Source organism: Natrinema saccharevitans (assembly GCF_001953745.1).
Lineage (GTDB): Archaea > Halobacteriota > Halobacteria > Halobacteriales > Natrialbaceae > Natrinema > Natrinema saccharevitans.
In genome coordinates this window covers 1,375,053-1,388,186 of the sequence record NZ_LWLN01000001.1, presented here as the reverse complement: position 1 = coordinate 1,388,186, position 13,134 = coordinate 1,375,053, and the positions used below count along the sequence as shown (strand labels likewise).

14 protein-coding genes are annotated in these 13,134 nt (G+C 68.9%); 1 reads left to right on the top strand and 13 read right to left on the bottom strand.

Annotated features, from left to right (window positions below):
- Positions 1-35 precede the first annotated feature (35 nt).
- From A6E15_RS07045 to A6E15_RS06985, 13 genes are all read right to left on the bottom strand, one after another.
- Entirely contained in the window at positions 36-1,211 is a 1,176-nt protein-coding gene (locus A6E15_RS07045; RefSeq protein WP_076148237.1) for a S1C family serine protease, read from the bottom strand.
- 47 nt (positions 1,212-1,258) lie between these two features.
- Positions 1,259-2,497, bottom strand: a complete 1,239-nt coding sequence (locus tag A6E15_RS07040; protein WP_076145020.1) for a mandelate racemase/muconate lactonizing enzyme family protein — start codon at positions 2,495-2,497, stop codon at positions 1,259-1,261.
- A 96-nt stretch (positions 2,498-2,593) separates the two neighbouring features.
- A complete protein-coding gene (locus A6E15_RS07035) occupies positions 2,594-3,463 on the bottom strand; it encodes an alanyl-tRNA editing protein (protein WP_076145019.1) in 870 nt (289 codons plus the stop codon).
- A 74-nt stretch (positions 3,464-3,537) separates the two neighbouring features.
- On the bottom strand, positions 3,538-4,059 hold the full coding sequence (locus A6E15_RS07030; RefSeq protein WP_076145017.1) for a helix-turn-helix domain-containing protein: 522 nt from the start codon (positions 4,057-4,059) through the stop codon (positions 3,538-3,540).
- A gap of 90 nt (positions 4,060-4,149) precedes the next feature.
- Positions 4,150-5,481: a J domain-containing protein gene (locus tag A6E15_RS07025; RefSeq protein WP_076145015.1), complete on the bottom strand. Its 1,332-nt coding sequence runs from the start codon at positions 5,479-5,481 to the stop codon at positions 4,150-4,152.
- Between the two features lie 144 nt (positions 5,482-5,625).
- Positions 5,626-6,933 (bottom strand): DNA polymerase IV, encoded by a 1,308-nt coding sequence (gene dinB, locus A6E15_RS07020; protein ID WP_076145013.1) that lies wholly within the window; start codon positions 6,931-6,933, stop codon positions 5,626-5,628.
- A gap of 81 nt (positions 6,934-7,014) precedes the next feature.
- Positions 7,015-7,746, bottom strand: coding sequence for a GNAT family N-acetyltransferase (locus A6E15_RS07015; protein WP_076145011.1), 732 nt, complete (start codon positions 7,744-7,746; stop codon positions 7,015-7,017).
- 96 nt (positions 7,747-7,842) lie between these two features.
- Positions 7,843-8,172, bottom strand: coding sequence for a transcription factor S (locus A6E15_RS07010; protein ID WP_066301522.1), 330 nt, complete (start codon positions 8,170-8,172; stop codon positions 7,843-7,845).
- A gap of 48 nt (positions 8,173-8,220) precedes the next feature.
- The gene (locus A6E15_RS07005; RefSeq protein WP_076145009.1) at positions 8,221-8,652 is read right to left on the bottom strand and encodes a hypothetical protein; all 432 of its coding nucleotides are present in this window, start codon (positions 8,650-8,652) and stop codon (positions 8,221-8,223) included.
- Entirely contained in the window at positions 8,645-9,529 is an 885-nt protein-coding gene (locus tag A6E15_RS07000; RefSeq protein WP_076145007.1) for a hypothetical protein, read from the bottom strand. Before A6E15_RS07000 ends, A6E15_RS07005 begins: the two co-directional genes overlap by 8 nt.
- 66 nt (positions 9,530-9,595) lie before the next feature.
- Positions 9,596-10,432: an RAD55 family ATPase gene (locus A6E15_RS06995; protein WP_076145005.1), complete on the bottom strand. Its 837-nt coding sequence runs from the start codon at positions 10,430-10,432 to the stop codon at positions 9,596-9,598.
- Positions 10,433-10,621: 189 nt separating this feature from the next.
- Entirely contained in the window at positions 10,622-11,050 is a 429-nt protein-coding gene (locus A6E15_RS06990; protein ID WP_245800541.1) for a hypothetical protein, read from the bottom strand.
- Positions 11,051-11,257: 207 nt separating this feature from the next.
- On the bottom strand, positions 11,258-12,244 hold the full coding sequence (locus A6E15_RS06985; protein WP_076145001.1) for a beta-ribofuranosylaminobenzene 5'-phosphate synthase family protein: 987 nt from the start codon (positions 12,242-12,244) through the stop codon (positions 11,258-11,260).
- Between the two features lie 146 nt (positions 12,245-12,390).
- Here A6E15_RS06985 and A6E15_RS06980 point away from each other — a divergent pair, with 146 nt between their 5' ends.
- Entirely contained in the window at positions 12,391-13,098 is a 708-nt protein-coding gene (locus tag A6E15_RS06980; protein WP_076144999.1) for a glycosyltransferase, read from the top strand.
- Positions 13,099-13,134 lie beyond the last annotated feature (36 nt).

The following is a 13,134-nucleotide window of genomic DNA, read 5'->3' as shown; positions in this document are numbered from 1 at the left end:
AACCCGACGTTTGTGACCGCGAGAGCGCCGACGGATCAGGGACGGGGCCCTGATGGTCGTTCGCCCGGACCCGGACCGCCGGGTATCGGGAGTCGCGGTCGGTCCGGCTCCGGGCGGGTGCCGAGCGTCAGTTCGACGGTCCTCCGCTCGCCGTCGCGAACGATCTCGACGTCGACCGTCTCGTCCGGCGACGCCTCGAGCGCAAGAGACGAGGAGAGTTGGTCCTGCGTGGGGATCGGCGTCCCCTCGATAGCGACGATCACGTCGCCGGTCTCGGGCCGTCCCGTTGTCGCCGGCTCGAGGACGCCGTCCGCGGGAGAGTTCGGAACCACTTCGGCGACCAGCACGCCGGTCGCGTCCTCGAGACCGATCTCGTCGGCGATGCTCGGGCCGACCGGTCGGACGCCCACGCCCATGTAGGGATGTTCGTAGTCACCGTCCTCGATGAGGGCGGGGACGACCCGGTTCGCCAGTTGCGCAGTGATCGCGAAGCCGATGGTCTGGCCGACTCCGGCGAAAACGACTCCAAGCACCTCGTTGTCGAGACTCACCAGCGGCCCGCCGCTGTTGCCGGGGTTGATCGGCGCGTCGGTCTGGATCGCGGCCGGGATCGAGAACCCGGTCGGACTGGGGAGCGCCCGATCGAGTCCGCTGACGATCCCCTGCGAGACGGAGGCGTCGAGCCCCAGCGGATTGCCGATCGCGAGAACCTCCTGGCCGATCACCGGCTCCGCGTCGGCGAGCGAGAGACCGTCGGCGATCCCGGGCAGGTCCTCGGCCTCGAGGACGGCGAGATCGCTGTAGACGTCGGTACCGACGACTGAGGCCGTCCGCCACTCGCCGTCGTTGAATTGGAGTTCGATCCCGCCCTCGGCGGCGGTCTCGACGACGTGGTTGTTCGTCAGGACGGATCCGTTCTCGAGGACGAACCCGGTGCCGAGACCGCCTCGCCCGCCGCCAGGACCGCCGGTCCCGGCGATGGACACCAGCACGACGGAGTCGATCGACTCCTCGTACACCGCCGCATACTCGCTGTCGACATCGGGGCCGTCGCCCGACGCGCTCGAGTCGCCGTCGTCCTGTGCAGCGCCGGTTCCCGTCCCGCCGAGGCCCAGTACCGTGGCGGTACCGATCGTTCCGACCGCCCGTACGAACCGCCGTCGCGTCCGTTCGTTCGATGACACGCGGGTAGCCACCCCGACGAACGATATAAAACGGAAGCCGGCAGGAGCAGCCGTCGGGGCGGCGATCGGCGAACTTACGCCTCGTCGAAGAGTTCCTCGCCGTCGACCAGATGCTCCGCGACGGCGTCCATATCGAGCGTGACGCCCAGTCCGGGCTCCTCGGGAATCTCGATCGAACCGTCCTCGATAACTGTCTCCTCGATCAGATCCGCCCACCAGCCGAGTTCGTAGGAGTGGTACTCGACGGCCAGGGCGTTCGAAATCGCCGCGCCGACGTGGGCGCTGGCGACCGTCGCGACCGGCGAGGCGACGTTGTGCATCGCGACCGGGACGTAGTACATGTCCGCGAGATCCGCTATCTTGCGCGTCTCGCGCATCCCGCCGACCTTCGGCATATCGGGCGCGATGATGTCGACGGCCTGTTCCTCGAGCAGGCGGCGCTGACCGTGGTTCCGGTAGACGTTCTCGCCGACGGTGATCGGCGTCGTCGTCGACTGCGTGACTTCGCGCTGAACGTCGTGGTTCTCCGGCGGCACGGGGTCCTCGAGCCACCAGACGTCGTACTCCTCGAGGCGCTTCGCGAGTCGCTTGGCGCTACCGGCCGAGAAGCTCCAGTGACAGTCGAAGGCCACGTCGGCGCGCGAGCCCACGCGCTCGGTGACCGCCTCGACGATCGAGGCCTTGTGTTCGATCTCCGGTTCGCGGAGGTGGCGGTTCGCGCGGTCCTTCTCGTGGCCGCTGGGCACGTCGAGGTCGAACTTCAGGGCGTCGTAGCCCAGTTCCTCGACGACGCGTTCGGCCTCGTCCGCGCAGGCGATCGGGTCGGCCTCCGCTTCGGTGTGACAGTCACAGTAGACCCGCACTTCGTCGCGGTACTTGCCACCGAGGAGCTGGTAGGCCGGCACCTCGAGGATCTTCCCGGCCAGGTCGTGCAGGGCGACCTCGATGCCCGAAATCGCCGTCACCGTGACGCCGCCGATCGAGCCCTCGCCGGACATCTTCTGGACGAGGTGTTCGGTCAGCCGGTCGATGTCTAACGGGTTCTCCCCCTGCAGGAAGGGTTTCATCCGCTCGATCAGTTCCGGCGCGCCGGCCCCCCAGTAGGCCTCGCCGGTGCCGACGATCCCCGCGTCCGTGTAGATTCGGACCAGCGTCCACGGGAAGTTGCCGTCGACCATCGTCGTCTGGACGTCGGTGATCTCGACGTCCCGGCCGCCGCCGCGCTCGCGCGTGACCCCCATCGTCTCCGCCGAGAGGTCCCGCATCGTGTACTCGGCGTTCGGGTCGTGCAGCCTCGAGTAATCGACTCCCATGGACGGACGTTCACTCGCACGGTAGTAATAGCTGTCACCTGCCGTCGGCGGGTCGACTCGACCGTCGCAGGGGGCCCGGGGCCGAAACCGCGGCGGTCACGGGCCCTCGAGATCGTCGGGCACGTCCTCGAGGGCGGCGTCGGTCGTCTCCATCGCGGCGAATGCGGCCCGCTTCTCGGCCGTTCGCCGTTCGATCGCCGCCGGTCCGACGGCGAGTTCGATCCGGGTCACGTCCTCGCCGGGGCTCGAGGCCCCCAGTATCGTAACGGGGCCGATTTCGCGGGTGTTGCGGACGTGGGTGCCGCCGCAGGCCCGCGCGTCCCACGGCTCCGGAGAGCCGGTCGTCGCGGTGAATCGACCCGTTCGCTGGCGGTCCTTCTCGTCCTCGATCGAGACGGTTCGGACGCGCCCTTTCTCCACGGCGGCGTCGTCGGCGTGGTCGTCGAAGACGACGGCGTCGCGCTCGCGGACCGCCGACACCGGCTCGTCGTCCCACGACACCGGTCGGGACTCCCAGACCACGCGGTTGACCGCCTCGTCGAGTTCGAGCAGGCGCTCGTCGTCGACCGTCGCCGTCGTCTCGAGGTCGACCCGGACCGTCTCGGGGCCGATCTCGAGGCCGGCGTACGACGCGCCCTCGAGCGACCGGTCGGCGACCCCGAGCAGGACGTGACTGGCGGTGTGGGCCCGCATGCAGTACATTCGGAAGGACCAGTCGACCGAACAGAGGACGCGGTGGCCGACCGAAAACGACGGCTCTGCCGCCAGCACGTGGACCTGCTCGCCGTCGACCAGCTCCACGTCGGTGACTTCGATATCGCTGACCGTCCCGCGGTCGGCCGGCTGGCCGGCGCTCGCCCCGAAGAAGTGACTGCGCTCGAGCCAGACTCGCCGCCCGTCGATCGACGTCACCTCGGTCTCGAACCGCGTCGCGTACGGCTCCGCCGCCGCCCGTTGCCCGGTCATCGGTTGCAGTCGGTCCTCGGTCACTAAAAGTCTGCTCGCCGAGACCGTCGCCCGACCCGAAAACTACCGGTCGCTCACTCCGCCAGCGTTACGTCCAGTCGCTCCTCGAGGGCCTCGATCAGCCCGCCGCCGACGCCGGCCTGAGCCGCCCGCCCCTGTTCGACCGCGAGGACGTCTTTCTCGGGCGCGCCGAGTTCCTCGGCGAGTTCCTCACGCTGGAGGCCGGCCTCCCGTCGGGCCTCGACGAGGGCCTCGCCGTAGTCCGAGACGAGGTAGGGCAGGGGGTCGTCGTCGTAGTTGGTGCCCTCGCTCTCCCAGTGTTCGGAGTCGCCGTCCCACACCGGGTTGGCCTTCGCGACGTTCTGGGCCGCCCTCTGCCTGCGGCTGGGTTCGTCGTTCGACGCGGCGTCCTGCTCGCTCCGGCGTCGGTCCCTGTCGCCGTGGGCCGTCGAATCGTCGTGTGGCGCACAGTCCGGGCAGACCTCGAGTTCGGCGCCGGCGACCGACGCGAGCGTCAGCGAGTCGCTCTCGGTACCACAGAGTTCGCAGTTCGTCCCGCCGCCACCGCCGGACGAACCGGTCGAGTATTTGGCCATGCGGACGTTTGGCATCTGCTGCATTTCAACGGTTCGGTAGCGTAGCAGTCCGTCGAGCGAAAAGCGGGTTGCCGACGGTTCGGCGGGCGATCAGCGCCCGAACCGTTTCCTGATCGTCGCCCGCAACGGCAGCCCCAGCCCGCCGAGCAACGGCAGGACGACGACCGCCGCGATGTCGATCGGGAGGCTGGCAACGCCCGCCGCCGCCGCGCCGATGGCCGCGAGCGGCGCGAGGACGGGAAGGACGTAGAGATACGACGGCGTCCAGCCCGGGCCGCGCCGCGTGTGCCGAACGACGACGCCGAACAGCAGCGGCATGAGGACCGCGCCGGCGAGCAGCGGGCCGCCGACCAGCGTCGTCGGCACCGCCACCGACAGCGCGACGACGATCGTCTCGTCGATCGTCACCGGTCCCCAGGTCTCCTCCCGGCGGACGATCCGCGAGACGAGCAGACCGAGGAACGCGACGGCGACGACGCCCGCCAGCGCGCCGTACCACAGCGGCCGCTCGAGGGGCGGGGTCACGACCTCGAGCCCGCGCATGAACGCGACGGTCGTCTCGACGCCCCCGCGGTCGGCCGAGAGTGCGGTCCAGAGCCCCTGCGGGTCGGCACCGATCCCGGCCAGTTCGGCCCGGAGCGAGCGGAGCGCGCCCTCGTTCGCGAGTCCGAACTGGACGAGGCCGGCGACGTAGACGACCACCGACAGCCACAGCAGCGGCAGCGAGACGTTCCGTCGCCGCCACCAGCGGGCGATCGGATTGGCCGTCGACGCGCCGTCGGCGTCGGTCGTCCGTGATCGGTCGGCACCGCCGGCGGTGTCGCTCGACCCGCCGGTCCGGTCGCTCGTTCCCGACCCCGTCCCGCCGCCGGTCCCCGTCGCGGTCTCGGTTGCGGTCGCGCTCGAGGCGTCGGCGGTCGCGCCGGCCGCCGACGTGCCCGTACTCGAGCCAGTGCCACCGGTTCCGGCGGCCGAGCCGGTCGCGCTCGCACCGGCGCTCGAAGTCGAAGTCGACGCCGAGCCGCGACTCGAGTGCCTCGAGTCGCTGCCCGCGGCGCCGGCCGCCGACGCTCCGGCGGCCGATGCCGACGCGGAGGCCGTCTCCGATTCCGAGTAGCTCACCTCCGTTCCGCCGTCGTCGCCGTCGTCACCGTCGTCGCTCTGCCAGACGTCGGGGGAAGGAAGGCCGCTGGTCCGTTTGGCGACGTAGTCCTCGTGACCGAGTCGGTCGTAGGCCTGTCGCTCGACGGGATCGCCGAGGATGTCGTAGGCGGTTTTGACGGCGGTGAACTGCGCCTGTGCGCGATCGTCGTCGTTCACGTCGGGATGATAGACACGGACCTGTTCGCGGTAGGCGTCTTTGATCTCGTCCTGATCGGCGTCGGGCGAGACCTCGAGTAGATCGTAGAAGTCCTCTGTCATATGAGCGTCGGGCGGGATGGTCTGTCCCCGAGTTGTGGGGGAGGGGTTATAGTTTCAATGTTCTTGCCGATCCGGGCGGAAGCTCGGTCTCGAGCGTCGAGTGCGTTGTGGCCGCCGCCGGTCGGAGCGGACACGGACGGGTGGTCACGAGAAGTCCGCGAGCGACGACTGCCCGCTCGAGCGATCGCCGCCGAGCGTTCCCGGGTCCGGCTCGTCGTCGGTCGCGTCGGCGGCTTCGTCGTCGGCTGACTCGGGGTTCGACCGCCCGTCGGGACCGCCCCCGTCTCCCTCCCAACTCTCGAGGCTGGCCTGGTCGGCGGCCGCGAACTCGAGGTTGGCGACGCGGACGCCGACCTTGCGGACGGGCTCGCGCTCGAACTCGGCGAAGAGGTCGCGCGCCACGCGGTCGACCAGTTCGGGGTCGTCGACGGGGCCGGGCAGGGACCGCTCGCGCGTATTGACGTCGTACGGCGGCGTAACCGCCTTGACGCCGATGGTCCGGTAGAGCGCGCCCTCCCGGCGAGCGCGGTCGGCGACGGCCGCCGCGAGCGTCTCGATCTGGTCGTACTTCGGCTCGGGCTCGGCGACGGCCTCGGCGAAGGCCGACTCCCGAGAGAAGCTCTTGGGGTCGCCCTTTGGCTCGACGCGGCGGTCGTCGTCGCCGCGCGCGCGGTCGTACAGTTCTCGGCCGCGCTCGCCGAACCGCTCGACCAGCGGCTCCGGGTCGGTCGCCGCCACGTCGCCGGCCGTCTCGAGGCCCATCTCCCGAAGCTCGCGGGCGGTCACCGGGCCGACGCCGTGCAGCAGGTCGACCTCGAGCGGGGCGAGGAAGTCCCGGATCTCGTCGGGCCGGACGACGGTGAGCCCGTCGGGCTTGTCGAAGTCGCTGGCGATCTTGGCCGTACTCATCGTCGGCGCGACGCCGACGCTGACGGCCACACCGACTTCCCGTCGGATGCGGTCTTTGATGTGCCGGGCGAAGCCGTCGGCGACCTCCCACGCCGTGCGCTCGGTTACGTCGAGGTAGGCCTCGTCGATGCTGACCTCCCGGACCACGTCGGCGCAGTCGTGAAGGATTTCCCGGACGTCGGCCGCGACCGACTCGTAGTAGTCCATGTCGACGGGGCGGTAGTGGCCGGTCTCCCCGCGGTCCGTCGCCCCGTCGAGATCGCCGGCCTCGTACGCCGCGCGCCTGGGCAGTCGCTCGAGGGCCGTCGAAATCGCCTGGGCGCTCTCGACGCCGAACTCGCGGGCCTCGTAGCTGGCGGTGGCGACGGCCCCGACGGTCTCGCCGGGTTCGTACCCCATGCCGACGACGACGGGTTCGCCCCGGAGTTCGGGCTCGCGCAGCCGCTCGCAGGAGGCGTAGAAGCAGTCGGCGTCGACGTGACAGACGATGCGGTCCTCGTCGACCTGGCGTTCGACGCCCGGCAGCCGCGGCCCGTCGGACATTCGTCTACCGGTCGATTCGTCCGGATCGACGTGAACGTTGCGTCCGCCGTCGGCGGCCGCGGTCCGCCCGGATCGCCGCCGCTACAGCTCGTAGGCCATCATCACCTCGTCGACGTACTCGCCGTCGATCGTGTAGTGGTCCTTGCGGATCGCCTCGGTGTCCCAGCCGTGGACGGTCAGGAACTCGAGCGCGGTGTCGTTGACCACGGGAACGCTGTTGTAGAGCTTCCGGTAGCCGTTGGCCTCGGCCCACTCGATCCCGCGTTGCAGGAGCGTACTCCCGATCCCGTGACCCCGGTAGGCCTCGCGGACGCCGACGGTCTGCTGGGCGACCTCCCGGACCGGTTCGACCCGACGGAGGTCGAGGTGGGTCCAGCCGACCACGTCGCCGTCGACGGTCGCGACGAAGAACTGGCGGGTCTCGACCGCGTTGTGTCTGGTGACGGTGTCGTCGTAGAGCAGTTGCTCGGCGACCGTCTCGGCGACGACGTAGGTCTCCTCGGCCGTGACGTCCCTGATCGTCTCGACGAGCCCGTCGAAGTCGTCCTGTCTGGCGGGTCGGACGGTGACGGTGAACTCGTCCAGCGCGTGTTTCTCGACGGCCCCGAACTCGAGCGCGAGCCGGAGGGTCCCGCCGTCCTCTGCGAGATAGCCGTCCGTCTTCAGCTTCTCGAGGCGGGTCTGGAACTCCTCGGCCGGGAGGGTGACGATCTCGCGCAGTTTGTGCCGTTCGACGGTCCCGTGTCGCTCGACGTACTCGTAGAGACGCCGGCTGGCCTCGGAGTCGAACGTCGGCCGCTCGAGCGCGTCCATACGCCCGCTACGGGGAACCGGTGCTTATTCCTTGCCCATTGGTGTCTATTGTCACAACGATCCGGCTGGAAACGTCGAACGGACCCGGCAGCGTAGTCAGTTGTACTCCCGCCACCGATTCCCGCACTCGGTACACTTGAAAAACCGCGTCGGCGGCTCGTCGGCCGACGCGGTCTGTTTGAGCGTGTACCACGCCTCCTCGGCACCACACTCGTCACAGATCACGTCGTTCGCCTTCGGCTTCCCCTCGAAGTTGGCGTTCTCGTCGGACTCGATCACGTCGTCGTCGGTCTGGGACTCCGTCGTGACGAAGGCGTCTTCCTGCTCGCGGTCGCGCTCGCTCGAGGCCCCGCAGTCGTCGTTCGTACAGACCATGCGATCGCCCTGCGCTTTCATCATCGAGCCGCAGTCGTCGCAAAATTGCATACCCGACCGGTACGTGCCCGAGCGGCAAAAACACTCGAGATCGGCGAGTCACCGCTCCCGGTCGTCGGCCTCGTCCGCGAGGACGAACGGACAGTCCGCGACCCGCACCGTTTCGATCGTCGGCACCGCCAGAATCTCGGCGTCGGCGTGGGTGCAGGCGACGTCGGGCGGCTCGGCGAGGTAGTCACAGCCCTGACAGTAGGCTCGCTTGTCGACCTCGCGGACCTCGCTGGCGTCCGTCGACGCCGGCAGGTCGTCGCCCTCGAGTTCCGCCCAGAGCCGGTCGGCGTCGATCTCGGCGGTGTCCTGTCGATCGAACAGGTCGTCGAACGCGGCCGTCTCCGCGTCCGGTTCGTCGCCGGCCGACTCCGCGACGGCCGAGGCGAGGTCACCGAGGGGGTCGGCGCTGTCGTCCGATTCGGGACCGTCGGCCTCTTCGAACTCGATCTCGTCGTCATCGCCTCGGGTATCGTCAGTCATCGGACTCACCGCCGGTGTCGGAATCGCTGTCGTCGTCGAACGTCTCCGCCCTCGAGTCGGTCAGTTCGACCGTTGACTTCGCGTCTTCGTCGGCGATCCCGCGTAGCGCGTCCGAATCAGGTCCGCCCGACTCCGCGGACGAGCCCTCGAGCGCCGGCGGGTCGCCGGTCAGGAGCCGATGCGAGCCGAAGATCGACGCCCGCTCGGCGACGTCGGTGACGGCGTTCCCACAGTGGGGACACTCCGGGGCGGTCAGCAACGCGATATCGACGCTCGAGCCGCAGTCCTCGCAGGTCGCCGCGCGCACGCCCAGTCGGTTGGCCGCCAGTTTGAGGTCGTCGGTCACAGCTCGGCGACGGCGTCGGTCGGCTCGGTCGTCGTCGCGCTCCCGGAGGTCGACCACCGCCGCGGCCAGCAGAGTCGACCGCTCAGCTAGGTCGTCGACGTCCCCGAGGAGGTCCTCGAGGACGGTCTCGAAGTTCTCGAAGCCGCGGTCGACGGTCTCCCCGAGCGTCTCGAGGTCCGCCCGGACGGCCGCGAGGTCGCCGTCCGTCGGGTAGCCGGCGTGGTCGTGATCGGCCGGGGCCTTGGCGTCGGCCTCGCGTTTGACCTGGATGACTCGCTCGCGGACGTCGTCGAGGTGGGCCTCGAACTCCTCGCGGTGGGTCGCGAGCTGCCCGCGGACGGCGGCGAGTTCGTCGCGGTCGGCCAGTTCGAGGTCGTCGTCGGTCGCGACCGCGGCCGCGGCGGTCACCAGCCGCCGACAGATCTCGTCGCGGCTCTCGCCGCGCCGGGCGGCTTCGTCGGCCAGCCACTCGTCGGCCTCGTCGGGGACGGCAAAGGAGACGGCGCGGTCGTCGTGGTTCCGGCTGGACATCTATCCGTATTTGGGATATCGGGCGTATAAGGATTGGTCCGAACTCGAGGGGTGAGCCGCGCCGCCTCACCTGATCTTGCGGACGTTGCTGATGTCGAAGCCGCCGTCGTGGATCTCCGTCTCGAAGCGGACGATGTCCTCGTCCTCGAGCCGGGAGAGGACGCCCCGGAACTGCTCGACGACGAGGGTCCGGGCGCGCTCGGAGCCGCCGCTTTCCCACTCGAACAACAGCGTGCCGTCTGTGGCCTCCTTGAGCCGGCCGAGTTCCGTCGACCCGAGCAGTTCCGAGTTGACCAGCAGGAGGATGACCCCGCCCCAGCGATGCGAGGCGCGTTTGAGTCCCTTCAGCAGGACGGTCAGGTCCGACCAGCCCAGCCGGTCGTCGGCCGCCGCCACCAGATCGGTGATCGAGTCGATCACGACGAGGTTGTCCGTCGCGTGATCGGTCAGGTACTCGCCGAGCGCCTCGAGGACGTCGGTGCGCTCGTTGTGGCTGCCGAGTTCGGTGATGTCGGCCATCCCGTCGGCGTACCAGTCGGTTGGCACCGGCGTCAGCTGGAAGTACTCCTCGGCGAGTTCGACGAACCGGACGTCGTCCATCCCCGCGTCGACGAGGTCGTCGTCCATGACGAACGCCATCTCGTCGACGACGGCGTTCGGTTCGTCGGTAAAGGAGACGTAGTGGATGGCCTCGGGGAGGGTTACGTCCGGCTCGAGGTCGCCGTAGTAGAGGTCGAAGAGATCGGGGTCGGCCTCGACGAGCCCGTTCATTACGGCGCTGGTGTAGCAGAACTCCTGTGCGCCGGCACCGGACTCTCCGGCCAGCAGGACGACGCTGCCGGCCGGCGCGCCGCCGCCGATCATCCGATCGAGCCGTGAGACGCCGAGCGGCATCCGTTCCATACGGGGTCGTTTGCTCGCGTCCGTTTACCGATTGCGGCCGACCGTTTGCGCTCCGCTCCCTCGCGTCGCTCGGTCGCCCGGCAAAAGGTCGACAGAGTCCGCTACCGGAACTGGTCGAGTCCGCCGAATGCCTCAGGATATTCGACCACCAGCACGAAATCGTCTACACCATCGACATAAGATCTAGAATCATATTATAATTGATTCTTTACGATCTTCTTCATAGCTCTCGGAGTCAATTGTTTCCCAGTACGGTATTCCTGAGCCGTCCCTCCCAATCCAATAGGCGACTTGGAGGGCATATTCGTCGGATACTTCTTTAGAGTCAACCGTCGTCCCCTCTGAATCGCCGTCCATACGCATGTGAACGCGGAAATGTCCCGGCTCATCCGGCCAATCTTGATCGATCCATTGATGCTGGAGTGGTCCTGATTCATTGCGATTCTCGATGTCGTATGAATTAGAAAATATTTCTTCGTTTTCGTAATCAACACGCACATGAATAGTATGAGACTGGGTATCTGCACTAGCTATCTCAATACAACTGAGAACGGACTGGCTACTAGAATAAATTGATGAGATACATCCAGAAAGGCCGGCTACTGTGGTTGATACCACAGTTGATAGGATAGGTCGTCGGGTGGGCATATACTTCACTCCCCATTCGATCAATATTATATTTGTGGCGTGAGTTAGTCAATAGCTTCTTCGTAACTTGATGGGATAGTCGATCGACAGCGACCGACAACAGTCATGCGCTGGGTCCCGTCGGTCCGCTCGTCTTACCGCGGCGCTACGCGCCGCGCTTTCGTTCTCTCTCTCTCACTATCGGCGATCGATACCCGTCTCGATTCGAGCCCCGCTCTCGGCCGCTTCGGCGAGGATCACTCGACCCTCGAGCCCGCGCTCCGCGAGCGCGTCCCGAGCCGCGGCCGCGGCCTCCTCGGCGTGGCGGGTATCGGTCAGGCCGTAGACGACCGGTCCCCACGACGACTGGCCGACGCCCGAGAGGACCGGACAGTCCTCGAGCGCCTCGACGAGTTCGCCAGCGGGCGGCCGGAAGACCCCGCCCTGTGCGTCGGCGTACCAGGCCCCGTTCTTGCGGCCGATCTCGGCGACTGCCTCGCCGAAGGGCTCGAGGCTGCCCCCGGCCGCGGCGGGCAGCAGTTTCCGGGTGACGACGCCGGCGATCTCGTCGGCGATCGCGGGGTCGGCCCGCTCGACGACCGCGCGCATACTCGCGTCCTCGTCGTCGCCGCTGCGGCCGGGCTCGGCGTCGGGGACGACGACCAGAAATCGCCAGTCTGCGGGCAGGTCGTGACGGGCGACGACCGGCGGGACCGTCCAGTTGCCTTCCGCCGGCGGCTCCGTGGTAAAGCGGTTCGTCGGATGGCCGGCGTCGACGACGAACCCGCCGGCTTCGAAGGTCGCGACGCCGACGCCGCTGCGTCCGCCCCGCCCCATCGCGGGCGCGTTCTCGCGGATCCGCGGCTCGAGTCCGTGGGCCCGCGCGGTCGCCGTCAGCACCGCCAGCGCGAGCTGGGTACCGCTCCCGAGGCCGACGTGGCGCGGCAACCGCTCCTCGAGGGCGACCGCGACGCCGGGGAGATCCAGCACGTCGACGGCGCGGCGGGCGTACTCCGCGACGAGCGGGTCGCCGGTCACGACGCCGTCGGCGGGTTCGGCGGTGACGGTCGCCCGCGGCTCCGCGAGCCCGACGCCGATGCCGCCGTAGAGCCGCTCGCGGGCGAGCGACAGGTTCTGAAAACCGACGTGGAGTCGCGCTCCGGTGCTGACGGTCGCGTTCGGCATGATCGTGGGCCCGCTACGAACCTCCCCGGGAAGGGGGTTTCGACGGTGACAATGACTGACGACGACTCGGGCAGTCGCGCCCGCCGGGCCGGAGTTCGATCGACGGGACGCAGACGTTTTACCGGTTCCGCGGACACGCTTCCACGATGGCGAACCCCGACGCCTCGGTGATCGTGCCGGCCCGCAACGAGGCCGACCGGCTCGAGCGGAGCCTCGACTCGCTGGCGGGCCAGCGCTACGACGGCCGGCTCGAGGTGCTCGTCGCGGCCAACGGGGAGCCGACGGTGGCCGCGGCCCGCGCGCACCCGGCCGTCGATCGGGTACTCGTGGACGGCCGAGGGGCCGGACCGGGACCGGCACGGAACCTGGGCGCGAACGCGGCCGACGGTGACGTCCTGCTGTTTACCGACGCCGACACCGTCGTCCCGCCCGACTGGGTCCGCCGTCACTGCCGGCAGTACCTCACGCCCGAGGTGGTCGGCGTCGGCGGGCCGCTCCGGCCGCTCGAGGACGACCCGCACCACCGGCTGTGCTTTCGGCTGCTCTCGGACTGGTGGTATCGGGCCTGCTGGCCGCTGGGGTTCGTCCAACAGCCCGGCCCCAACTGCAGCGTGCGCCGGACGGCCTTCGAGGCCGTCGGGGGGTTCGACGAGTCGCTGGGTTTCCTCGAGGATACCGACCTCTCCCTGCGGCTGCGCCGCGAAGGGATGGTCGTCTACGATCCGACCTGCCCCGTCGAGACCTCGGCCCGTCGACAGGAACGGGTCGGCTACGCGGGGCTGTTCCTGACGTATCTGGTCGGCTACCTCGAGTACGTCCTGCCGGGGCGGTCGCCGACGCGTGAGTACTTCTGAGCGCTCGAGTCTGTGTTCCGGTCCCGAATCCGCGCC

What these genes read in the sequence shown, in the direction of transcription:
- dinB (WP_076145013.1), bottom strand. Translation starts at nt 6,933, where the DNA reads ATGTCCGACGGGCCGCGGCTGCCGGGCGTCGAACGCCAGGTCGACGAG.
- A6E15_RS06985 (WP_076145001.1), bottom strand. Translation starts at nt 12,244, where the DNA reads ATGCCGAACGCGACCGTCAGCACCGGAGCGCGACTCCACGTCGGTTTT.
- A6E15_RS07015 (WP_076145011.1), bottom strand. Translation starts at nt 7,746, where the DNA reads ATGGACGCGCTCGAGCGGCCGACGTTCGACTCCGAGGCCAGCCGGCGT.
- A6E15_RS07010 (WP_066301522.1), bottom strand. Translation starts at nt 8,172, where the DNA reads ATGCAATTTTGCGACGACTGCGGCTCGATGATGAAAGCGCAGGGCGAT.
- A6E15_RS06980 (WP_076144999.1), top strand. Translation starts at nt 12,391, where the DNA reads ATGGCGAACCCCGACGCCTCGGTGATCGTGCCGGCCCGCAACGAGGCC.
- A6E15_RS07040 (WP_076145020.1), bottom strand. Translation starts at nt 2,497, where the DNA reads ATGGGAGTCGATTACTCGAGGCTGCACGACCCGAACGCCGAGTACACG.
- A6E15_RS07005 (WP_076145009.1), bottom strand. Translation starts at nt 8,652, where the DNA reads ATGACTGACGATACCCGAGGCGATGACGACGAGATCGAGTTCGAAGAG.
- A6E15_RS07025 (WP_076145015.1), bottom strand. Translation starts at nt 5,481, where the DNA reads ATGACAGAGGACTTCTACGATCTACTCGAGGTCTCGCCCGACGCCGAT.
- A6E15_RS07000 (WP_076145007.1), bottom strand. Translation starts at nt 9,529, where the DNA reads ATGTCCAGCCGGAACCACGACGACCGCGCCGTCTCCTTTGCCGTCCCC.
- A6E15_RS07035 (WP_076145019.1), bottom strand. Translation starts at nt 3,463, where the DNA reads ATGACCGGGCAACGGGCGGCGGCGGAGCCGTACGCGACGCGGTTCGAG.
- A6E15_RS06995 (WP_076145005.1), bottom strand. Translation starts at nt 10,432, where the DNA reads ATGGAACGGATGCCGCTCGGCGTCTCACGGCTCGATCGGATGATCGGC.
- A6E15_RS07030 (WP_076145017.1), bottom strand. Translation starts at nt 4,059, where the DNA reads ATGGCCAAATACTCGACCGGTTCGTCCGGCGGTGGCGGCGGGACGAAC.